This window comes from Streptomyces sp. NBC_00335, assembly GCF_036127095.1.
In the GTDB taxonomy this organism is placed as follows: Bacteria; Actinomycetota; Actinomycetes; order Streptomycetales; family Streptomycetaceae; genus Streptomyces.
Map to the genome: position 1 here is coordinate 7,785,745 of NZ_CP108006.1, position 19,279 is coordinate 7,805,023.

At 74.0% G+C, this 19,279-nt stretch carries 19 protein-coding genes and 2 pseudogenes; 10 read left to right on the forward strand and 11 right to left on the reverse strand.

The window, feature by feature from the left end:
- Positions 1-91: 91 nt before the first annotated feature.
- Positions 92-580 carry a DUF3224 domain-containing protein gene (locus tag OHA37_RS35255; protein ID WP_266911517.1) on the reverse strand — a complete coding sequence of 163 codons (489 nt, stop codon included), beginning with the start codon at positions 578-580 and terminating at the stop codon, positions 92-94.
- A 108-nt stretch (positions 581-688) separates the two neighbouring features.
- Here OHA37_RS35255 and OHA37_RS35260 point away from each other — a divergent pair, with 108 nt between their 5' ends.
- Entirely contained in the window at positions 689-1,747 is a 1,059-nt protein-coding gene (locus tag OHA37_RS35260; protein ID WP_266913360.1) for a helix-turn-helix transcriptional regulator, read from the forward strand.
- A gap of 187 nt (positions 1,748-1,934) precedes the next feature.
- Here OHA37_RS35260 and OHA37_RS35265 read toward each other — a convergent pair whose 3' ends face one another.
- Both OHA37_RS35265 and OHA37_RS35270 read right to left on the reverse strand, forming a co-directional pair.
- Complete coding sequence (locus OHA37_RS35265) at positions 1,935-2,327, reverse strand: S26 family signal peptidase (RefSeq protein WP_266911519.1); 393 nt, start codon at positions 2,325-2,327, stop codon at positions 1,935-1,937.
- A gap of 59 nt (positions 2,328-2,386) precedes the next feature.
- Complete coding sequence (locus OHA37_RS35270; protein WP_266911521.1) at positions 2,387-2,857, reverse strand: hypothetical protein; 471 nt, start codon at positions 2,855-2,857, stop codon at positions 2,387-2,389.
- Between the two features lie 103 nt (positions 2,858-2,960).
- Between OHA37_RS35270 and OHA37_RS35275 the strand changes: the two genes are divergently transcribed.
- The gene (locus OHA37_RS35275; RefSeq protein ID WP_323182391.1) at positions 2,961-3,302 is read left to right on the forward strand and encodes a hypothetical protein; all 342 of its coding nucleotides are present in this window, start codon (positions 2,961-2,963) and stop codon (positions 3,300-3,302) included.
- Here OHA37_RS35275 and OHA37_RS35280 read toward each other — a convergent pair.
- The 3 genes from OHA37_RS35280 to OHA37_RS35290 form a co-directional block, all read right to left on the reverse strand.
- Positions 3,269-3,814 (reverse strand): adenylate kinase, encoded by a 546-nt coding sequence (locus OHA37_RS35280; protein ID WP_266911523.1) that lies wholly within the window; start codon positions 3,812-3,814, stop codon positions 3,269-3,271. The genes OHA37_RS35275 and OHA37_RS35280 overlap by 34 nt on opposite strands.
- Positions 3,815-3,845: 31 nt before the next feature.
- Positions 3,846-4,682, reverse strand: coding sequence for a MerR family transcriptional regulator (locus tag OHA37_RS35285; protein ID WP_266911525.1), 837 nt, complete (start codon positions 4,680-4,682; stop codon positions 3,846-3,848).
- Positions 4,683-4,874: 192 nt separating this feature from the next.
- The gene (locus tag OHA37_RS35290; RefSeq protein WP_266911527.1) at positions 4,875-5,387 is read right to left on the reverse strand and encodes a hypothetical protein; all 513 of its coding nucleotides are present in this window, start codon (positions 5,385-5,387) and stop codon (positions 4,875-4,877) included.
- A gap of 385 nt (positions 5,388-5,772) precedes the next feature.
- Here OHA37_RS35290 and OHA37_RS35295 point away from each other — a divergent pair, with 385 nt between their 5' ends.
- From OHA37_RS35295 to OHA37_RS35305, 3 genes are all read left to right on the forward strand, one after another.
- A complete protein-coding gene (locus tag OHA37_RS35295) occupies positions 5,773-7,176 on the forward strand; it encodes an MFS transporter (protein WP_266911529.1) in 1,404 nt (467 codons plus the stop codon).
- Between the two features lie 306 nt (positions 7,177-7,482).
- Positions 7,483-7,821 (forward strand): hypothetical protein, encoded by a 339-nt coding sequence (locus tag OHA37_RS35300; protein WP_266911531.1) that lies wholly within the window; start codon positions 7,483-7,485, stop codon positions 7,819-7,821.
- 95 nt (positions 7,822-7,916) lie between these two features.
- The gene (locus OHA37_RS35305; protein ID WP_266911533.1) at positions 7,917-8,678 is read left to right on the forward strand and encodes a peptidoglycan-binding protein; all 762 of its coding nucleotides are present in this window, start codon (positions 7,917-7,919) and stop codon (positions 8,676-8,678) included.
- Between the two features lie 158 nt (positions 8,679-8,836).
- Here OHA37_RS35305 and OHA37_RS35310 read toward each other — a convergent pair whose 3' ends face one another.
- Positions 8,837-9,580, reverse strand: a complete 744-nt coding sequence (locus OHA37_RS35310; RefSeq protein WP_266911535.1) for an SDR family oxidoreductase — start codon at positions 9,578-9,580, stop codon at positions 8,837-8,839.
- Positions 9,581-9,799: 219 nt separating this feature from the next.
- Between OHA37_RS35310 and OHA37_RS35315 the strand changes: the two genes are divergently transcribed.
- From OHA37_RS35315 to OHA37_RS35330, 4 genes and pseudogenes are all read left to right on the forward strand, one after another.
- Positions 9,800-10,414, forward strand: a complete 615-nt coding sequence (locus OHA37_RS35315; RefSeq protein WP_266911537.1) for an ArsR/SmtB family transcription factor — start codon at positions 9,800-9,802, stop codon at positions 10,412-10,414.
- Between the two features lie 11 nt (positions 10,415-10,425).
- Positions 10,426-11,658, forward strand: a complete 1,233-nt coding sequence (locus OHA37_RS35320) for an MFS transporter (protein WP_266913364.1) — start codon at positions 10,426-10,428, stop codon at positions 11,656-11,658.
- Positions 11,659-11,668: 10 nt separating this feature from the next.
- Positions 11,669-11,881: pseudogene (locus OHA37_RS35325) on the forward strand (fibronectin type III-like domain-contianing protein); the annotation flags it as partial.
- A gap of 34 nt (positions 11,882-11,915) precedes the next feature.
- A complete protein-coding gene (locus tag OHA37_RS35330; RefSeq protein WP_266911539.1) occupies positions 11,916-12,986 on the forward strand; it encodes a LacI family DNA-binding transcriptional regulator in 1,071 nt (356 codons plus the stop codon).
- A 140-nt stretch (positions 12,987-13,126) separates the two neighbouring features.
- Here the strand turns inward: OHA37_RS35330 and OHA37_RS35335 are convergent, their stop codons facing one another.
- Together OHA37_RS35335 and OHA37_RS35340 are read right to left on the reverse strand one after the other, a co-directional pair.
- Positions 13,127-13,642 carry a putative immunity protein gene (locus OHA37_RS35335; protein ID WP_266911541.1) on the reverse strand — a complete coding sequence of 172 codons (516 nt, stop codon included), beginning with the start codon at positions 13,640-13,642 and terminating at the stop codon, positions 13,127-13,129.
- 131 nt (positions 13,643-13,773) lie between these two features.
- On the reverse strand, positions 13,774-15,093 hold the full coding sequence (locus tag OHA37_RS35340) for an ROK family transcriptional regulator (RefSeq protein ID WP_266911543.1): 1,320 nt from the start codon (positions 15,091-15,093) through the stop codon (positions 13,774-13,776).
- Positions 15,094-15,366: 273 nt separating this feature from the next.
- On the opposite strand from OHA37_RS35340, the gene OHA37_RS35345 reads away from it, so the two are divergent.
- Entirely contained in the window at positions 15,367-16,308 is a 942-nt protein-coding gene (locus OHA37_RS35345; RefSeq protein WP_443046257.1) for an NADP-dependent oxidoreductase, read from the forward strand.
- 102 nt (positions 16,309-16,410) lie between these two features.
- On the opposite strand, the pseudogene OHA37_RS35350 reads toward OHA37_RS35345, so the two are convergent.
- Positions 16,411-18,143, reverse strand: a pseudogene (locus OHA37_RS35350) (discoidin domain-containing protein).
- A gap of 41 nt (positions 18,144-18,184) precedes the next feature.
- Positions 18,185-19,258 (reverse strand): DUF1996 domain-containing protein, encoded by a 1,074-nt coding sequence (locus OHA37_RS35355; RefSeq protein ID WP_266911545.1) that lies wholly within the window; start codon positions 19,256-19,258, stop codon positions 18,185-18,187.
- Between the last annotated feature and the right edge of the window lie 21 nt (positions 19,259-19,279).

Sequence of the window (19,279 nt, forward strand, 5' to 3'; positions counted from 1 at the left end):
CGCCGTGGCGTTGGGCGCGGTGGGCTCGGGCCGTGGCCCTGGGGACGGCGGGCATCGCCCTGATGTCCGACCGCCCGGGCCGGCGGCTGCGCTACGCCGACTGATCCGCGGCCGCGGGCTTGGCCGCATCCGCATCCACATCCGCATCCGTGAACGCGTAGTCGAAGGCGTACTCCACCGAGGTGTCGCCGTAGCGGTGGGCGAAGGAGCCCGAGCCGCCGAGACCGGTCAGGCCGCCGGTGCCGGAGCCGGGGACCACGGTGAAGCGGCACCGGGTACCGGTGGCGTCGAAGCTGCCGCGTTCCTCCAGGACGAAGGCGCCTTCGCGGCCGTCCACGGTGCCGGTGACCAGCTCCATGCCGCTGAAGGTGCCGGCGCTCTCCCCCGTGTAGGCCACGGTGTAGGCACAGGTCGTCTCGGGGGCGGTGAGGGCGCCGGTGAAGGCGTTGGTGACCGTGGCCTGGGCCAGGCGGGGGAAGACGCCTTGCGGGCCGACCGGGTGCTCCTCCCAGTCCTTGAAGGTGAAGCCGTTGGCGGTGGGTGCGGGCGTCGCCGTGGTGGTGTGCGTGGGCGTGGGCACGGGGGTCTCCTGGTGTGGGTTCGGCGTTCTGCGGGCCATCGGCCCGTCCGTGCACAGCCTGGGCGGCATACCTGCCATCTCCTGTCAGGTATGCCGGACAATGACCACATGCGCGCCGACCGGCTCCTTTCCCTCCTCCTGCTGCTCCAGAACCGCGGCCGGATGACCGCCCCCGAGCTCGCCGCCGAACTGGAGGTCTCCGTCCGTACGGTGTACCGGGACGTCGAGGCGCTCGGCGCCTCCGGGATCCCCGTCCACGCCGACCGCGGGCCGGCCGGCGGATTCCGCCTCGTCGACGGCTACCGGACCCGGCTCACCGGCCTGACGGACGCCCAGGCCGGCTCCCTGTTCCTCGCCGGCGCCCCCGGCCCCGCCCGCGACCTCGGCCTCGGCGCGGACCTCACCGCCGCCCAGCTGAAGCTCCAGGCCGCCCTCCCCGCCGAACTCGCCGGCCGGGCCCGCCGGATCCAGCAGCGCTTCCACCTCGACGCGCCCGCCTGGTTCCGCGACGCCGACCCCGTACCGCACCTCGCGCAGATCGCCGAGGCGGTCTGGGAGCAGCGGATCCTGAGCACCCACTACCGCCGCTGGAGCGGCGCCGTCCACCGTGCGCTGTGGCCGCTCGGACTGGTACTCAAGGGCGGTATCTGGTATTTGGTCGCCCGGGCGGCGGGGCCGGTGGCGGTGGAGCCCGGGGAGGCCGGGACCGCTCCCGTCCTCACTCCCGTCCTCGCGCCCGTTCCCGCTCCCGCTCCCGAGGAGACCGGGAGCTCCGTGCGGACCTACCGGGTGGGGCGGTTCCTCGCCGTGGAGAGCTCCGGGGAGCACTTCGAACGCCCCGACGGCTTCGAACTCGCCGCGTACTGGGAGGAGTCAGCCCGCCGCCTGGAGGCGGCCACGCGCCGCAGCACCGCCGTCGTACGGATCTCCCCGCGCGCCCGGCGCCTGCTGCCGATGTGGTTCGGGGCGGCGGGCGTCCGCGCCCTCGCCACCGCGGGTCCGCCCGACGCGGAGGACTGGGAGGTCGTGGAACTCGCCGTCGAGTCCGGCTCCGTGGCCGTCGGCGACCTGCTCCGCCTCGGCGCGGACGCCGAGGTGCTCGGCCCGCCGGAGCTCCGCCGGGCCCTCGCGGACGCGGTGGCCGAGCTGGCCGGGCGGTACCGATGAGAACCGCTTGCGCCCTGCCCGGCGGCCCGGCGAGGATCCACGGCATGACGATGCGAAAGGGCGTTCTGCACCCGGGCCCCTGAGCCCCCGACCGCCGGGTCGCCAGGGCCCGGCCGACTGTGTGGACGCCTGGCTGGAAGAGGTCGCGCAGGAGCGTACGGGCCAGGCTTACGGCGGACGAGGGGCCCTAACCGGGGCCCCGTGTGCCGGATGCTCCGGGCGCCCCCGCCGACCCGGCCGCGCGGACCTTGGCCGCCGCTCCGGGGCGGGGCACGTCGTCCACCGCGAGGCAGATGCCGAAGACGCGGTCGTGGCCGGTCCAGCCGTTGACTCGGCCGCGGTTGTTGGAGGTCTGGACCCGGCGGCGCGCGGTGTCCACGGCCGTGACGAGGTGCAGGTACACCGTGCCGGACACCCGGGCCAGCACGATGTCGCCCGGTTCGAGCAGGGCCGGTTGCGCCGGGGCGACCCGGACGCGTTGCCGGCTGCGGACGAGCGGGACCATGGACGTGCCGGTGGGCCGGAACTCCACCGTCGCGCCCGCGCGGACACGGTCTGCCTGGACGTCGAGCATTCCCATCGGGCGAGTGTGCCCCGGAGCCGTGCCCGGCCGGTACCGGATTTCGCCGGTGGCCTGCCTCAGGGCGCCGGCGGCGGCTCGACCTCCAGGAAGCGGCGGCGGCGGGGGCCGCGGTAGAGCAGGCAGACCCAGCCGAGCCGTTCGAGCGCGGCCGCGCAGGCCGTGAGGCGTTCCTGTTCCTCCTCGGCCGCGCCACCGCCCGGCGGGCCGAGCCAGGTCACCTCGACGCGGCCGTCCCCGGACGCGGCGGGGCCCACCCGGTACCCGGTCCGGGTGCGCGGCCCGTCCGGGTCCCGCGGATCCCGTGCCGACGGCGGGATGCCCGCCGCCTCCAGTACGAGGGCCACCGCGCGCGGCATCAGCCGGAGCTCCCACGGGGCGGGAACTCCGGCGCCCGACGGGCCGCCCACGAGCCGACGGATCTGCAGCAGGCCCTCGTAGGCGGTACGGAGCTCCGCCGCGCGTCCCGCTGCGGTGTGTGCGGGGCCGTCGCCGTCCGCCGGTTCGAAGCCCTGCCCGGGTGTGTTCACGTACGGCTGCCCCCTCGTCCCGTCCGCTTCTGAGTACCTCAGACCCAACGACCTGAGTATCCGGCCCGATTCCCGGGACGGCCTCCGCTGATCGAATGGGGGCATGACCTCCGAGACCGCCACCGGCACCGTGACCGCCACCGCGCCCAGCGCGAGCCGCCCGCGCATGCAGCAGCACGTGACCACCGCCGGCTCGGCGCTGGCCGTGGCCCTGGTCCCGCTCGTGGTCGGGGTCCTGGTGGCCAAGGGGCTCGCCGCGGACCCGCACGCACCGGTCAACGCCCTGATCACCGGCGGCGGCCAGCGCGCCGGTCTGCCGCGGGCGGAGTGGCGCCGCCGCGGGCACGCCACGATGCGCCGGCTGCGCACGGCCCGGCGCGGAACGGTCCGGGGCGCCGTACGGGGCCGTGCCTACGTGCTGGGCGGCCGCCCGGCCGGTCGCTGAGCCCGCAGCCAGGTTTCGGCGGCCTTCGGGGAGCGCAGCCGTACCACCCGCAGCGGAGCGAACCGCGGGTCGCCGGCCAGCCCGCCGATCTCCGCACGCCGGGCCCCGTACTGGGACCAGGCCCACCACGCGGGGTGGTCGGCGAGGACCCACTCCCGCCACCGCTCCCGGTTGCCGCCGAACAGCCGCTCCCGCAGCAGGCTCCGGCGCAGCGAGCGCAGCAGCACCCGGCGCATGACGGTACGGCGCGGCTGGTCCAGCCACACCACGGTGTCGGCCCGCCGCCACAGGACCTCGCGCGCGGCCTCGGGCCCGTGGGAGTCGAGGATCCACCGGTCGCCCTCCGCGATCCGCGCGAGGTCGGCGACGTAGGACGGGCTGACGGCCCACCCCGGCCCGGAGAAGTGGAGCTCGTCCATCTCGTGGTACGGCAGCGCGAGCAGCCGCCCCAACTCCCGGGCCAGGGTGGACTTGCCGGCTCCGCTGATGCCGACCACGAGAACGCGTTGCATCAGCGGATCCTAAACGGTGGGGCGCCCGGACTCAGGCGCCGAGCGGCTCCTGGAGTTCGGTGACCCACTGGTCCCGGTCCTCTGGGCAGGCCAGGGACACCTCACGGGCGTAGCCGGCGGAGCGCTCCCCGTTCGCGTCGATCCACTGGGCCAGGGCCTGCGAGGTCGGCAGGACGGAGTCCATCGAACCCCGGTGCACGACCGTCGCCGCCCGCTCGACGGCGGGCAGCACGACGATCCGCACCTCGCCCCCGAGGTCCTCCGCGCGCACGGAGGAGGCCACCGGCAGCCCGGCATGGACCAGGACGGAGCCCGGCCGCTCCGCGTCGCCGGCGTCCTCGTAGTACGCGATACCCGGGGCGGTCGGCGTGACACCGGCGGCCTCGACGAGGCGGCACAGCTCGTCGTAGAGCGGGCCGATGACCGGGCCGATGTCCTGCCCCTCGTAGCTGCCCGCGACCCCGCTCAACTCGGCGAGGCGGACGGGCGGAAGGCTCTTCACGACGATGTCGATGGAAGACATGGTTCCCTCGTTCTCGATGATCCGGAGCCTCGTCTCGACCTGGGTCAGCCGGGCCGCCGCGGCGGCCATGGCCGATTCCAGTTCCGCCTGCCGCAGCCGCAGCATGCCGCGCAGCTCCTCCGCGCTCACCAGCTCGTCGAGTATCGACCCCACCTGTTCCAGGCTGAAGCCGAGCTCTTTGAGCGCGATGACACGGTTGAGGCGGGCGAGCTGCCCGGCCTCGTAGTAGCGGTAGCCGCTGGCGGGGTCGACACGGGCCGGGTGCAGCAGTCCGAGGGCGTCGTAGTGACGCAGCATGCGGACCGATACCCGGCCGTGCTTGGCGAAGTCTCCGATGGTGAACATGACGCCTTCCAGTGCAGGCCCTGACACGGTGTGAGAGTCAAGCGCGCCCAGAATATGCGGCCATCGGGCCAGGTCAGAGGCTCAGGTCTGCCGCTCAGGTCTGCCGTTCAGGCCAGCGGATCGGGCCAGCGGATCGGGCCAGCGGATCAAGGCCGGCGGCTCAAGGCCGGCGGCTCAAGGCGGTGGATCGGCTCACCGGGCGGCCTGGCGGACGCAGAGGTCCACGATGGAAGGCGGCAGGGAACCCTCCGCTGCCGCGCACAGCTCGTCCGTGCGGGGCAGCGGCGGTACGGGGCTCCGTGCGGGGCGGACGGGCCGGGCGGCGGCCGTCTTGGGCGGGTGCGCGCGGCGCGGCGCGGCCGGCTTCGAGCGCCGCTCGGCCGCCGGGCGGGGTGCCTTGGCGGCGGGCCGGGAGCGTTCGTCCGCGCCGTCCCGGTCGGCGCCGTCCCCGTCGGCGCGGTCGGAGTCGGCGCGGTCGGAGCCGGCCCTCGCCGGGAGTTTGCCGAGGGGCAGCGCCTCGGCGGGGAGCCCGACCGGATCGGCTGCGGGGGACGCGTCGGCCGGCCGGCCGAGCTCTGGAGCGTCGGCGGGCGGTACGGGGCCGCGCGCGGGCACGTCGGAGACCCGCGGGCCGCCGACCGACACACAGCCGGCGCTCGCGAGGAGGGCGACGAGGGAGAGGGGCAGGACCCGGCGCAACTGCATCGGACCACCATGCCGCACGGGCGGGCGGGCCGGTTTCCGCGCTCGCGCGTGGGACCGCGCGCACCACGGGGAGGGGCGGAGGGGAAGGCGCCGCGGGCGCCGCCGAAACGGTCCTGTGGGCCCACTGCGATCGTTTCTGCCGCGACGGGAGGTTCACCGGTCCGGGAGAACGCGCACGTGGACGGGGGTGGACCTGGCGCGGAAATCCGGACAAGGTTCGGATGGGAACGACAGTGCGGATGCCGGGGGAGGCGCGACCCCCGGTGCTCCGCGTTGCCGTGCCGGTTCCCCGGACCGGCCCCGCCCGACCGGCGGGAACGCTCCGGTGGGCCGCCCGCTGCCCGCCCGCCTGCCTGCCTGCCTGCCCCGTACGGAGTCCCGCCCCATGACCGAAGCCCCCGCGCCCGGCAACGAACCCCAGTCCCCGGAGCCGAAGCACCCGCCGGGCCACGCACACCACCCCGGATCGGGTTCCGGTCCGGACCCGGCCTCGGCTCCGGCCCCCGTGCCGGCTCCGGCCCCCGTGCCGGACCCGGCCCCCGTGCCGGACCCGGGCTCGGGTCCCGACTCCGTCGCCGGGTGGCGCGGATGGGGAGCCGTCGGGGCGGTGGCGCTCGGGATCTTCTGCCTCATCACCTCCGAGTTGCTGCCCGTGGGCCTGCTCACCCCCGTGGGCGCCGACCTCGGTGTGTCCGACGGCACCGCCGGGCTCATGGTCACCGTGCCGGGGCTGGTCGCGGGGCTCTGCGCGCCCCTCGTCACCGTCGGCGCCGGCCGCCTCGACCGGCGGTGGGTGCTGGTCGTGCTGATCGCCCTGATGGCCGTCGCCAACCTGATCGCCGCCGTGGCGCAGGACTTCGGGGTGCTGCTGGCCGCCCGGCTGCTCGTAGGGGTCAGCGTCGGCGGCTTCTGGGCCATAGCCGGCGGCCTCGCCGTCCGCCTCGTCCCCGCCCACCACGTAGGCCGGGCCACCGCGCTCGTCTTCGGCGGAGTCCCCACCGCCTCGGTGCTCGGAGTCCCCGCCGGCACCCTGCTCGGCGAACTCGGCGGCTGGCGCTTCGCCTTCGCGGCCGTGGGCGGGCTCGGAGTCCTCACCCTGGCCGCACTGCTCCTGCTGCTCCCGCCGCTGCCCCCGACCCGGACCATCACCTTCGCCCAGCTCCCCGCCCTGCTGCGGCGCAACCGCGCGGTCCGGGCCGGGGTCGCCGTCACCTTCCTGGTGGTGACGGGGCAGTTCGCGGCCTACACGTTCGTACGGCCGATCCTGCAGGACGTGTCCGGGGTGAACGCCGCCTACGTGAGCACCCTCCTCCTCGGGTACGGAGTCGCGGGCGTGGCGGGCAACTTCCTGGCGGGAGCGCGCGACCCGTACCGCACGCTGTTCACCGTCAGTGCCTCCCTCACCGTGATCCTGGCGTTGATCGCCCTGGTGCCGGGAGCGGTCGCCGGGACGGTGCTCCTGCTGGCCTGGGGGCTGGTGTACGGCGGGGTCTCGGTCAGCCTCCAGAGCTGGATGATCAAGGCCGCACCGGACGACGCGGAGGCCGCTTCCTCGCTGATGGTGGCGATGTTCAACCTGGCGATCGCCGCGGGCGCGTTGTCCGGCGGTCTCGCGGTCGACGGCATCTCGGTTCCCGCGGCCCCGCTGGCCGGAGCCGCCCTGATGGCCCTGGCCGCCGTCACCGTCCGGGTCACCTCGACCTCCCGCACGGCCGCGCACGCGGTCATGGGCGCGGGCGCGCCGGCCGCCGCCGGTGTTCGCGACGCTTCACCTGCCGACCGGCGGTAAAGGCAGCAGCGGCGATGGGGTCGACGGGGTCGATGGGTCAGCGGTGCGACCTGGGGCCGGAGTTGACCGTCCGCAATCCGGACGGTCGACCACCCGGCCTGGCAGGGGAACCTTTCCCCACGGGATGATTCCGGTGAAGAGGTCATGCCCAGACGGGGCGGATGGGGTGGATCGGACATCCGGCTTGACCTGGGGCATCTCCTGGAGAAAGAGTGCGCCGGTCGAACACAGTCATCCGGACCGACCTGCCCGCGACGTCCGGACGGCCGGCACCACCGCACGAGCCGCACCTCGGAGACACCGCACATGCCCATACCCGCCCGCTCCGCCCGATCCGCCCGGCGGCGCCCGGACGGCTCGTACCTCCGGCTGACCGGTACGGACCCACGGTGCGGCAGCTTCGCCGTACCGGCAGTGCCGACCGTGGAGCCGGAGGGCGTGAAGGCGGACACGGGCCCGGTCGGGGGCGCTCCCGAAGGCCCCGGCCCCGGCCTTGAGCCCGGCCCCGGCCAAGGCGTGGGCGGTCCGCGCCGCGCGCCCTCCCCGACCCGCGCGGGCATGACCGCGCCCCCGGCGATCGGCGGTGCCCGTGTTCCGGCCGCCGGCGTCGGACCGGTCCTGGCCGCCCGGCGGCGCAGGGCCTGACCGGCCGGGTACGGGGGCCGACACCGCACCGCCGCGCCGGTCCCCGTACCCACCGGGAGACAACCGTGTTCCCTGACCTCGATGAGAGTGGGCTCGTGCCCGACGACGACCGCTTGCTCGTACGCCCCTACGTGGCCCCCTCGGGCCCGCTGCCCGGTTCCTCCGGGCCCGCCTGGCCCGAGGAGTCCGGGCGGATGACCGTACCGACGCGCTTCGGGCCGCCCGCCGAGGCGCCCGGGTCTCCTCGCGTACCCGTGTGGGAATCCGTTCCCTCACGGCAGGCCGTACCCTCGGCGGCCCCCGCCGGCGAACGGCGCGGCAGCCGCCTGCCGTTGCTCGGACTCGCCCTGCTCGCACTCGGGGCGGCGGGGGCCCTCGCGTTCCTCCTGCGCGGCCCCGACCGGGAGCCGCCGCGCGCCGTGGTCCCGCCGGGCCTGTCGGTGCCGGTCCTCCCCGCGCGCAGCCCGGGGGCGGGCGAGGAGTCCGCCCCGGCCGTGGAGTCCGTACGCCCGCCCGAGCCCGCAGCCCCGTCGGCGACGGCTCCGACCGGCGCCGTCCAGCCCCCTGCCGGCCCTTCGGCGGATCCGAGCCGGGACCCGAAGCCGACGGGCCCGGCGCGCAGGCGCCCGACGCCGGACGGGGACGGGACCCTGCGCCCGGGTGACCGCGGTGCCGAGGTGCTCGCCCTGCAGGAACGGCTCCACGCGCAGGGGTTCACGTACGTCTCCCTCACCGGGGTGTACGACGAGCAGACCCGGCGCGGAGTCCACCAGCTCCAGCAGAACAGGAGCATCAAGGGCGACCCGCCGGGCATCTACGGACCGGCCACCCGCGCGGCCTTCGACATCGAGGACTGACGGCCACCACATGGTCATGGCTCGTGACCGGATGCCCCCGGGCGCGGTGAGAGTGGCGACCGACGCACGTTCCGTCATCGGCGTGGCGCGCGAGGTGCCGGGCGCCACCGACTGGCTGCCCAGCACCTCCGCTCGAGTTCCTCGCCGCCGGAGCGGGTTCAGCGCCCGCCGGCGACGCGCATGACCGTACCGGTCGTGTACGCGGCGTCCGCGGACAGCAGCCAGGAGATCGCCGCGGCCACCTCCGCCGGCTGCCCGGCCCGGCCGAGCGGGATCTCGGCCGCCGCGAGCGCCGGGCGGTCGGGGTCACCCATGGCGGCGTGCATGTCGGTGTCGATGATGCCCGGGGCCACGGCGTTGACCCGGATGCCGTCCGGGCCCAACTCCTTGGCGAGGCCCAGGGTCAGGGTGTCGGTGGCGGCCTTCGTCGCGGCGTAGTGCACGTAGCGGCCGGGACTGCCGAGGGTGGCGGCCGCGGAGGAGACGTTGACGATCGCCCCGCCGCCCGACTCGGCCATGTCGCGGGCGGCCCGGCGGCAACAGAGCAGGTATCCGAGGAGATTCACGTCGAGCACGCGCCGCAGGTCCTCGACCCGGATGTCGGCGAGGCGGCCCGGGGTGCCGGTCACTCCGGCGTTGTTGACCAGTCCGGTCACCGCCCCGAGCTCGGCTCCGGCGATGTCGAAGAGCCGCTCCACGCCGCACTCCTCGGAGGTGTCACCGCGCACGGTCACACACCGGCCTCCGGCCTCCCGCACAAGCTCGGCGGTGGCCTCGGCCGCCGCCTCGTCGCGGAGGTAGCCGAGGACGAGATCGTGCCCATCCGCGGCGAGCCGGACGCACGTGGCGGCGCCGATACCGCGACTGCCTCCGGTGACGATGGTGACCGGACGACGTGACATATGAGCCTCCTGCGTGATGCATTACCCCGTGTCGTGCCCACACCTGGGATCGCCGCAGGCTAACACCGCGACCTGTCGGACCAGCGAAAACGAACTCCGGAGCCTGCTGTCGGGGCTCGTGCCGGATGCCCCGTTGCCCTGTCAACAAGGCCTCGGTGAATGGCTGTTGGCTTCACAACATCTCTTTTGAAACAACTCTTGTAGGTCTACGCTCAGCCCATGGTCGCTTCCCCTGCCGCATCCGACGAGTCATCGGGACAGGACATCGAGCTCGACACGGCTGCCCTGCGCGTACTCGCCCACCCGTTGCGTCTGAACGTCCTCACCCTCCTGCGCGAGCGCGGTCCCTCCACCGCCACCCGGATTGCCGACGAACTCGGCATCAACCCCGGCGCGGCCAGCTACCACCTGCGGCGCCTAGGGGCGGGCGGGCTCATCGTGGAGGAGCCAGGGCGCGGCACCGGACGCGAGCGGTGGTGGAAGTCCGCCCATCGCCAGTCGATCCACGATCCCGCGTCCGCGCCCGCCGAACAGCGCGAGGCCGGGCGTGCGTACGCGCAGGCGGTCGCCCTCGCCGCGGCGGATCGCTTGCGCAGGGCCGCGCACGAGGTACCGCTGCTGCCTAGGGAATGGCTCGACGTCGCCACGTACAGCGACTTCCTCCTGTACCTGACCCCGGGCGACGTGGACCGGATGCGGGCCGAGATCTTCCAGGTGATCTCGCGATATCGCCATGGAGCGGACGAGGCGCCCGAAGGGTCCTCTCCGGTGGCGCTCCAAGTGCAGGCGTTTCCGGTACCGGGTACGGCCCAGCCGTCGGCGTCCGGCGCGTGAACGCGCACGGCATGGCGGCGTCCGTGTCCGCGCGGCCCGCCCACCGGGACGCCAACGTCCTGCGCTGGCTCGGCGCGTACACCGCTTCGGTCGCGGGCGACGTCGTGTACTTCCTCGCGCTGTCCTGGGCCGCCGTACGCGTCGGGGGGCCGTCGCAGGTGGGCCTGGTGGTCGCTGCCGGGGCGCTTCCCCGTGCGGTGCTCATGCTCGGCGGTGGTGTGGTGGCCGACCGGTTCGGGCCGCGCCGGGTTGCCGTCATCAGTGACGCGGTCCGCTGTGCGGTGATCATCGCGGCTGCCGCGGCACTTGCGTCGGCATCGCCGAACCTGTGGTTGCTGGTCGCTGTCGCGTTGGTCTTCGGCGTGGTCGACGCGGTGTTCATGCCGGCGGTGGGCGCGCTCCCGCCGCTCATCACGGCACCCGCACAGCTCGCCAGGGTCCAGGGGATGCGCGGGCTGTCGATCCGGCTGAGCAACACGGTCGGGCCCCTTCTGGCAGCAGCCGTTCTGGTGATCGGCGGTGCGGCCGGTGGGTTCACGGCCGCAGGCATCCTCTTCGCCCTCTCGCTCGCGACCCTGCTCACCGTGCGGACCGCTCCTTCGGCGCAGGCATCTCAACGCGCCTCCGCCTGGCGCGAGCTGGGTGACGGACTGCGCTACGTCCGCCGCCACCGGATGCTCGTCCCGCTGGTCGCGCTGATCGGGCTGGGCGAGATGTGCTTCAGCGGACCGGTGGCCACCGGCTTGGTACTCCTGGCCGACGAGCGCGGCTGGGGCGCCTCGGGCATGGGCTGGATCGCGAGCGCGTTCAGCATCGGAGGCGCGGCCTCGGCCTTGCTGCTCACCGTCTCGACCCGGATACCGTGCGCCGGGCGGGCGATGTGCGCGGCGCTGCTCGTCACTGCCGCGGGAGCGGCCGCCTTGGGGCAGGTGTCCTCGCTGTCCGTCGCCGTCGCGCTCGGTTCCCTGATCGGGCTGACCAGCGGGTTCACGGCCACCGTCACCGGCGCGCTGCTCCAGACGGCGACGGAGCCCCGCTACCTCGGACGGGTCACTTCCGTGACGACCCTGTGCACGCTGGGCCTTGCCCCCGTGCTCTTCCCCGCGGTCGGCGTCACGGTGGAGCTGTGGGGAGCGGGCGTGCTCTTCCTCGGATGCGGCGCGATCTGCCTGCTCGCAGCAGCACTGGGCCTCGCCGTCCCCGTGACCCGACGAGCCGAACTCCTCGTGCCCAAGTCCGAGTAGCCCGAGGCCGTCGACCGTTGATCCGGTGCGCCGGCTCGCGGACGGGGCGGCGGCGGAGGCGGACCCGGGGGAGCGGGTGACGGCGTACGTACGGATCCCCGCGCGGGCCCTCCGGCACTGGTCCCCGCAGGCCGGGGGCTGGACGGCGGAGCCGGGGCGGTTCACCGTCCCGGCCGGTCGCAGCGCGGGCGACCTGCCGCTCCGGGGGGCGATCGAGGTCTGAGTGAGGTGTGAGCGCGGGCGGCTACAGTGCCGCCATGGACGCAGCGAGCACGGCCACCGGTACGGCCACGGGCACAGGCACGGCCACGGGCACCGGCACCGGCACGCCCCCGACCCTGGAGGACGTGGCCCGCGCCGCCGGGGTGTCCCGGGCCACGGTGTCCCGCGTGGTGAACGGGGTCCGCAATGTGGACCCCGCCATCCAGCAGGCGGTCCAGCAGGCCGTCACCGCGACCGGGTACGTGCCCAACCGCGCGGCCCGATCCCTGGTGACCCGGCGCTCGGGTGCGGTGGCGCTGGTGGTCTCGGGCGCGGGAGCGGACACCGGCCGGGTGTTCCAGGACCCCTTCTTCGGGCGGGTGGTCAGCGGGGTCGTACGGGCCCTGCGCCCGCGCGGTGTGCATCCCGTGCTGCTGTTCGCCGACGGCGAGGCGGACCGCGCGCAGGTGCTCGCGTACCTCACTCAGGGCGGCGGCGACGGGGCCCTGCTCGTCACCACCGACGGCCGCGACCCGCTGCCCGGCCTGCTCGCGCGCGCCGGGCTGCCCACGGTGCTCTTCGCCCGCCCGGCGCCCGGGATCCCGTTGGACTGGGTCGACCTGCGCCACCGCGAAGGCGGGGCGCTGGCCGCGCGGCACCTCCTCGCCCGGGGCTGCCGGCGGCTCGTCGCGATCGGCGGACCGGCGGACGTCCCGGCGAGCCGGGACCGGTTGGCGGGCTTCCGGGAGGCGCTGGCCGGAACGGCGGTACGGGTGGCCGAGGCGGACTTCACGCTGGACGGCGGCGAGCAGGCGATGCGGGCCCTCCTGGCCGAACGCCCGCACCTGGACGGGGTGTTCGCGGCGAACGACCTGATGGCCCAAGGGGCCTGCCTGGTGCTGCGCGAACACGGCCGGCGGATCCCGGAGGACGTGGCGGTGGTCGGCTTCGACGACTCCGGCGCGGCGGTGGCATCCAGGCCCCGCCTGACGACGGTCCGCCAGCCCGTGGAGGAAATGGCGGCGGAGATGGTCCGCCTCCTCCTCGACCGCGTGTCCGGCACGGCGGCGACCGATCCGGTGGAAGTGCTCTTCGACCCGGAACTGGTGGTCCGCGACTCGGCGTGATCGCCGACCGCCGACTCCCGACGTGCTGAGCGGGTTCCTCGGTGTGCTCGGTCGCGGCCGGCGGGCTGGGATCCGGCGCCCTTGGGCGTCCACGGTAAGGGGCTTCCCGGGTGGTGCGGGTGGTGCCCGGGCGGGCGGGCTCAGCAGTCGAAGGCCGACCAGCAGATGTCGTTGCGCAACCTCTGGTCGTCGAGCACGAGTTCGCGGATCGCCTCCGGGAGCTGGTCGCGCTGCCACCGGCACTCCTGGCGCCCGGCGGCCTCGCCCTCGGCTGGCGGTGCGGCAGCGCGTGCCGCCTTGATCGCATAGGCGGCCGCCCCGAGTTCGTGCGCGGCGACGTGGGCGACGGCCCCGGCCTGGCCGGCGGCGTAGGCGGCGTGCCGTGCCGCACCGCGCAGGTCCCTGGCCGCGCCCATCGCATGGCCGCCCGCCGCGCGTGACTGCGTCATCGTGACCTCGCCGCGCACCCACGCGCGGGCGTGCTCGATCGCCTGACGCGGTCGCGGATCCTCGGGCCGGGCAGCCTCGAACAGGCCGAGGACGTGCTCCGCGCAGGATGCCGCCCACAGGGCGAGGAGGTGGTGGTCCGGATCGGTGAGGGTCCCGCCCCGGCGGATCGTCACGAAGCGGGGGTCCCGGATCTTCGGGAGGATCATGGTGGGCGCTCCTTGGCCTGGCCGGCCGCCAGAGTACGCCGGGCAGGTCCGCGAGCGCCCGGCTTCGCCCGCCATCCGATGCCGCCCACCCTGCCCCGCACGGCACCCCACCGCACAGCCCCGCCCCGCCCCTAGCCCCGCCCCGCCGTCGGCGCTGAGCCCCCGCGGGTCTGCAAGGACGTCTGCCAGCCCGGGGCTTCCGCCGCGGGCTCCGGCGGGGTGCGGCGGCCGCCCGCGGCGAAGAAGGCCGCCAGGGGGAGGGTGGCCGCGCCCACGGTGACCGCGTCGGGGCCCAGTGAGCCCATGTCGATGGTGACCCGGGCCGCCGGATGGCGCAGCGAGTAGCGCTTCGCGTGTTCCCGTACCGCCGGGAGGATGTGCGGGCCCAGCAGCAGGCCGGCCCAGCCGCCGATGAGGATCCGCTCCGGCTGGAAGAGGTTGATGACGTCCGACAGGCCCGCGCCCAGGTACTCCGCGGTCTCGTCGAGCACGTCGAGTGCGATCGCGTCCCCGCCGCCGGCCGCCGCCAGCAGCGCTGCCAGGGCGTCCTCCTCGTCCCCGGCGACGGCCTCCCCGCCGCCGCCCCGCTCCGCCCACCGGGCCAGGAGCGATTCCGCTCCGGTGTAGGCCTCCAGGCAGCCCAGCGCCCCGCAGCGGCAGCGACGCCCGCGGACCTGCACCGTCAGGTGGCCCCACTCCAGGGGTGCGCCCCCGGTGGTGGCACCGTCCGGGGAGCCGTCGGTGATCAGGCTCGCTCCGACGCCGGAGCCGAAGAGGACGACCACCGCGTCCCGGGCCCCGCGCCCCGCGCCGAACCACATCTCCGCCTGGCCGAGCGTGCGCGCCCCGTTGTCGATGATGTACGGGACCTCGGGCGGCACGGCTCCCGTCGCGCGCAGCAGCGCCTCCAGCGGGACCGCGTCCCAGCCGATGGTCTGCCCGTGGACCACGGTTCCGCCCGGCGCGTCGCGGTCGACGATGCCGGGTACGCCGATGCCGACGCCCAGGAGCCGGTTCGTCCCGACCCCGGCCCGCTCCAGGACGGTGGCGATCCCGCTCCGTATGTGGTCGACGATCGGGCCGACGTCGTAGCAGCCGCGCGGCTGCAACGGGAGCTCGGCACGGGCCAGTTCGGTGAGGGTGAGGTCGAACAGCTCGACCCTGACCCGGGTTTCGCCCACGTCGATGCCGATCATGTGCGCGCTGCCGGGCGATACGCGCAGCAGCGTACGGGGTCGGCCGCCGTCGGAGTCGACGATGCCGGCCTCCTCCAGCAGTCCGTCCACGACGAGTTCACCGACCACGTTGCTGACGGATCCGGAGCTCAGCCCGGTCGCGGGGCCCAGTTCCTGCCGGCTCATGGGTCCGCCGAAGTACAACTGCTGCAGCACGGCGCTGCGGTTGCCCCTTCTCAGGTCCCGCACCGTACGTCCACTGCGCCCCGTCGTCATGTGGCTCCTTCCGCCCTGACACCGATCGCAACATACCGTCGCACAACCCTTTCCCGAGATTTAATTCACATTCTAAATTAAGATCTGGAAAGAGCGGAGTCGCCGAGCATCCGATTGGCGCCGCCCGAGCGTGCCACGCGCCTCACCGCCCGCCTGGCCGCCCGCGCCCGCTCCGCCGCGCCGCGCCCGCCCCTCCTCCCGGGGCGGGCGCGGCTCTTCGTGGTGGGATGGGGCCCGGGGGGCACGCGACCGGCTCACGGAGAGGCGAGAGGTATGTCCGAGGACCAAGAGGGCACCATGCGGGCGATGACGTACGACACGTACGGCGGAGTGGAGGTGCTCTCCGAGACCCGCATCCAGGTGCCCAAGGTCGGCCCCGGCGAGGTCCTCGTCCGGGTCCGCTGCGCCTCCGTCAATCCCGTCGACTGGAAGATCATGTCGGGCGGGCTCGACGGCCTGATGGACGTCGTGTACCCCGTCGTCCCCGGCTGGGACGTGGCCGGGACGGTCGAGTACGTGGGCATCGACACCCCCGAGTTCACCGCCGGCGACGAGGTCGTCGCCTACGCCCGCAAGGACTACGTGCACGGCGGCACCTTCGCCGAGTTCGTGACCGTGCCCGTACGGGCCCTCGCGCCCAAGCCCGCCTCCCTGACCTGGCAGCAGGCCGCGGGACTGCCGCTGGCCGGCCTCACCGCGTACCAGCTGCTGACGCGCCTGGACACCGGCAAGGAGGACACCGTCCTCGTGCACGGAGCAGCGGGCGGCGTCGGCTCCCTGGGCGTGCAGATCGCCCGCGCGCTCGGGGCCCGCGTCATCGGCACCGCCTCCGCCCGCAACCACGACCGGCTGCGCGAGCTGGGCTGCGAGCCGGTCGAGTACGGCGACGGCCTCGCGGACCGGGTCCGCGCCCTGGCGCCCGACGGGGTCACCGTCGTCGCCGACTTCGTCGGGGGAGTCCTCGACACCACCCTGGCGGTCCTGGCCGAGGGTGGCCGGCACGCCTCCATCGCCGACCACACCGTGCTCGGCTCCGGCGGCCAGTGGATGTGGGTACGGCCCGTCGGCGCCGACCTCGCCGAGCTGGGCCGGCTGGCCGACGCCGGACAGCTCACCGTCACGGTCGCCGAGACCTTCCCGCTCGCGGAACTGCCGGCCGCCTTCGCGCTCAGCCGGGAAGGACACACCGCCGGGAAGATCGTCCTGGAGGTCTGAGCCCCGCGGGGAGCCTGCGAAGAACGCAGAACCGCGCGCCACCCGGTTCAGGTTCGGGCGGCGCGCGGAGCGTGCGGGGCGTGCGGGGCGTCGGGCCAGGGATCAGGCGTAGACGCCGAAGTGGAACAGGGCGTAGCCGTAGCCGGTGCCCCGCCCCGTCAGTTCGAGCCGTACGTACCGGCCCGACGCGGAGATGTCGAAGTCGTCGATGCCGCCGTCACCGTTCGAAGTGGCGTAAGCCGTCCTCCAGTTCCGGCCGTCGTCCGACACCTTGATGGTGTACGCCTTGCCGTAAGCGGTCTCCCACACCAGCTGGGCGTGCTTGAGCTGCTTCACCGACCCCAGATCGACCTGGAGCCACTGGGCATCAGACCAAGTCGTGGCCCAGCGGGTGGTGTTGTTGCCGTCCGTGGCCAACTGCGGACCGCAGGGGCAACCGCCGTAGCCGTCGTTCTGGAAGGTCGAGGCGGTCGTGGGCCGTTTCAGCGCCACGTTCGTGCCCGGCACCGGCGGCGGGACCACCTTCACCGAGCGCTGCTCGACGCCCACGTTGCCGCGGCCGTCCTTGGCCTTGACGTAGAGCTTCCACGCGCCCGTCTTCGCGGGGGCCGTGACCTTGAGCGTCCCGTTGCCCAGGTGGGTCGACGGAACCGAGATCAGTCCGCCGCCCCCGTCCACGTACTTGCTGCCCCAGAGCACCTCGTACGCGAGCCGGTCGCCCTCGGCGTCGGTCGCCGGGGCCTGGATGGTGATCTCCTTGCCGGCCGGAACGGCGCCCGGGTCGGGGACGGAGGGGACGGACACGGTCGGCGGGAGGTTGTCGCCCGCCGTGCTGCCCGCGTAGGCGCGCTTGACCGCGTAGTACATCTTGCGGCGCTCCCCGGCCGGGGTCAGGTTGAACCAGTGCCCGCCGAAGTCGTATTCGGTGCCGTAGTGGAACACGGTGGCGCCCAGGGCCACGCCCCCGTGCCCGGTGACACAGTTCCAGGCGTGGGTGTAGCCGTCGGCCTTGGCCTGGTCGCGGGGCTCCAGCGGGACGCCGTTGGAGTCGTGGGGAACCTCCCACTCACCCGCCGGACCGGTCTCCGTGATGATGTAGGGCTTGGTGTAACCACCCTGCTGCCACGCCTCTTGACCCCGCAGGCCTCCTTGTAGGCGTTGACCGCATAGAGGTCCAGGTCCGGGGAGTTGCGCTTGTAGTACGTCCAGGCACCCACCCAGGCGTCGGTGGAGGTGACCGGGTGGTTGGCGTCGATGCGGTGGATGGCCTTCGCCACGTCGTTCACGTAGGTCGTGTACGCGTTGCGCTGGTTCTCCAGCTCGGTGCCGGAGTAGCAGTTCTGCAGGCCGAGCACCGACTCGTTGCCGACGTTCCACATCAGGACGGCCGGGTTGTCGCGGTAGGTCTGCACCCACTTGGTGAACTCGGCCAGCATGTTGTTCTTGTACGTCGTGTCCGTGACGTAGTTCGTGCAGCCGCCGCTGCCCGGACCGCCGCCGGGCTGGAGCCAGAAGCCGGCCACGACCTTGATGTTGTTCGCGTTGGCGGCGTCGAACAGCTGGGCGCTGCTGCCGTCGGTGCCCCAGGTGCGGATGGTGTTGGCGCCCAGCGACTTCACGTCGGGGAGCAGGCGCGCGGCATCGGCGGGGGAAGGGCCCCAGGTGACGCCCTTGACGAGGTACGGAGAACCGTTCACGGTCAGCCGCCAGTTGCCCTGGGAGCCGGTCACCTTGACCACGCCGGCGGCGGCCTGGGCCGGGCCGGCGGGGACGAGGGTGGCAGCGCCCGCGAGCAGGGCGGCGGTGGCCACCGTGCTGCGCATGCGGGTGAGCATGCAGGAACCTCCTTGGGAGAGGGTGGGGGGAAGCGCAGTGCCTACGGGAGGCGGCCGTCGGGGCCGAGCACGGTGCCGGCCTCCGGGTGGTACTGGTCGAAGCCGCGGTTGTTGCACTGCAGGCCGCCCTTGATGCACTGGTCGACCATGGCCTTCAGCGTGCGCTCGTCCCACGCGTTGAAGAAGTCGTAGTGGAAGGAGTGGCCGGACCCGCTGGCCAGCCTGACCTGCGACATGTCCCCGCTGACCGGGAAGGCCATCTTGAACTCGACCATCGGGACCGCGACCGGGTGGGAGGCCGGGCAGACGTTGTCGTTGTTGCCGGGCTTGGTGACCGGGTAGGCCATGTGGGCCTTGTGGTCCGGTGTGTCGAGGTTCTTGCCGTCCCAGCAACTGGGCGACTGCATGCGGATGTTGAGCTGGGTGCCGGCCGGGCAGTTGGCCGGGAACTCGGTGTTCTTGAAGCTGTTGCCGCACTCCCAGCCCTCGACCCAGCCCTTGTGCCCGCGGAACTCCGCCGCGGTCTGGGTCGGGCTGCCGACGAGGAACCGCAGACCCTTGGGGAAGGGGCGCACGCTCGTGTAGTCGGTGACCCCGGTCTTGTAGTAGATGACCTGGGGGCCGGTGGGCAGGACCTTCTGGCTGCCGTTGAAGAGCGTCGGCATCCAGTAGCCGGACAGGTCGCCGACCGCGGTGCAGGCCGTGCCTCCTGCGCTGAGCGAGGCGGTGGTGCTGTTGGCGTTCGTGCCGGTGTTGCCCATGAAGGTGTGGTCGTGGGAGGCGCCGGGCCGGCCCGCGTAGACGATCGGGTCGTCCGGTGCGGTCTTGGTGACCGAGCAGTTGGCCTGGAACTCGTGGAAGTACCGGTCCGGCGGGTTGTTCCAGGACGGGGTCACACCGGTGACCTGCGGAACGGCCGGGATGTAGCCGTCACCGTCGGGGTCGTCGCCGCCGGCGAGCGGGGCCGCGGCGGCATGGTTCATGTTCGTGTGGGCGGTGCCGGCGTCGGGTGTCGCCTGCGCGGTGAGCGCCGTGGCGCCGAGACCGGCGGCAGCGGTCACGGCGATGGCCGCCGAGACCAGGAATGCGGACAGGGTCCGCGGTCGGAGATTCATCGTCCAGCTCCTTCTGAGGGA